The following is a 946-nucleotide window of genomic DNA, read 5'->3' as shown; positions in this document are numbered from 1 at the left end:
ACTCCGCCGCGCGGGAGCTGCGCGAGGAGACCGGCCTGACGGCGCGGCGCTGGATGCCGCTGATGACGCTGCATCTGTCCAACTGCATCACCGACGAGGTCGCCCACACCTTCGTCGCCTGGGATCTGGTACAGGGCGAGTCCGCCCCCGACGAGACCGAGGTGCTGGCGGTCCGCCGCGTGCCCTTCGCCGAGGTGATCGACATGATCATGGCCGGCGCCATCACCGACGCCATGGCGGTGGCCAGCCTGCTGAAGCTGCGGGTGCTGGCGGCGGAAGACGCGCTTCCCGAGGATCTTGCCGCCATTCTCCGCCTCTGACCTGCCGGCCTGTCGGACCTCAGCCATATCGGACCTCAATGACCGCCATTTCCGGCCACGCCGTCGCCATTGATTTCGAGACCGCCAACGAGACCCGCACCAGCGCCTGTTCCATCGGCGTCGCCTGGATCGAGAATGGGCGCGTGGTCGGGACGGAGGAGCATCTGATCCGGCCGCGCGAGCTGCGCTTCAACGCCTTCAACAGCGTCATCCACGGCATCCGCGCGGAGGACGTCGCCGACGCTCCCGAATTTCCGGAGGTGTGGGCGGCATTGCGCGAGCGGGTGCAGGGCCGGCTGATCCTGGCCCACAACGCCGCCTTCGACATCAGCGTTCTGCGCCATACGCTGACCGACTATGGGCTGGACTGGCCGGCCTGCGACTATCTCTGCACCGTCGTGATGGCGCGCCGGGCCTGGCCGACGCTGACCGCGCACAAACTGAACCACCTGGCCGATTTCCTGGGCATCGCGCTGGACCATCACCATGCCGGCAGCGACGCCGAGGCCTGCGGCCGCATCGCGCTGGCCGCGGCGCAGGAGATGGGGCTGCGCGGCTTCGGCGAGATCCATCGCACCGGGATCAATCCCGGCCGTATCGCTCCGGGCGGTTACAGCCCCTGCAAG

The 946-nt window shown here is 68.7% G+C and carries 2 protein-coding genes; both read left to right on the top strand.

Translation table 11 applies throughout. The features are described 5' to 3' along the window. Nucleotides 1-320, top strand: a 320-nt coding sequence (locus I71_RS04235; protein ID WP_042691074.1) for an NUDIX domain-containing protein, incomplete at its 5' end; no start/stop codon positions are given. Nucleotides 321-358: 38 nt separating this feature from the next. After that, the coding region (locus I71_RS04230) for a 3'-5' exonuclease (protein WP_042691071.1) at nucleotides 359-946 on the top strand (588 nt) is incomplete at its 3' end.

The sequence above is a fragment of the Azospirillum sp. B506 genome (genome assembly GCF_000333595.1).
Classification (GTDB): domain Bacteria; phylum Pseudomonadota; class Alphaproteobacteria; order Azospirillales; family Azospirillaceae; genus Azospirillum.
The sequence above is the reverse complement of the archived record's forward strand: the minus strand, read 5'-3'. Positions and strand labels throughout refer to the sequence as shown.